Source organism: uncultured Eudoraea sp. (genome assembly GCF_947490415.1).
GTDB lineage: Bacteria > Bacteroidota > Bacteroidia > Flavobacteriales > Flavobacteriaceae > Eudoraea.
Map to the genome: position 1 here is coordinate 1 of NZ_CANLGX010000015.1, position 468 is coordinate 468.

At 36.8% G+C, this 468-nt stretch carries 1 pseudogene; it reads left to right on the forward strand.

The features are described 5' to 3' along the window. Positions 1-468, forward strand: a pseudogene (locus Q0874_RS17355) (tRNA uridine-5-carboxymethylaminomethyl(34) synthesis GTPase MnmE); the annotation flags it as partial.

Here is a 468-nt window from a genome sequence, read left to right on the forward strand (position 1 = left end):
GAGACTCTTGATACTGTTGAGCGCATAGGAATTGAGAGAACCTATGAGAAGATGGAAAAAGCAGAGGTGGTGCTATTTCTTATAGCAGCTATGGATGTGCTCGATCATGAGGGAAGTTTTTATAATGAACTTAAAAAGATAAGAACCAAATATCCCTCGAAACCATTAATCGCTCTGATTAATAAAACAGACCTACTTCCTTCGGGAAAAATAAAGAGCTTAAAAAATAAGTTGAATGAATTGTTCAACGACAAGGACAAAATGGAATACCAATTGCTCTCTGCTAAAACGGGTCTTGGAATAGAAGAGTTAAAAACCAAGTTATTGGAAGATGTGAACGCAGGGATTTTAAGAAATAATGAGACAATTGTGACGAATAGCAGGCATTATGATGCGCTGTTAAAAGCACTTGAAGAAATTAAAAAAGTACAGCAGGGACTGCAAGAGGGTTTATCGGGAGATCTTTTA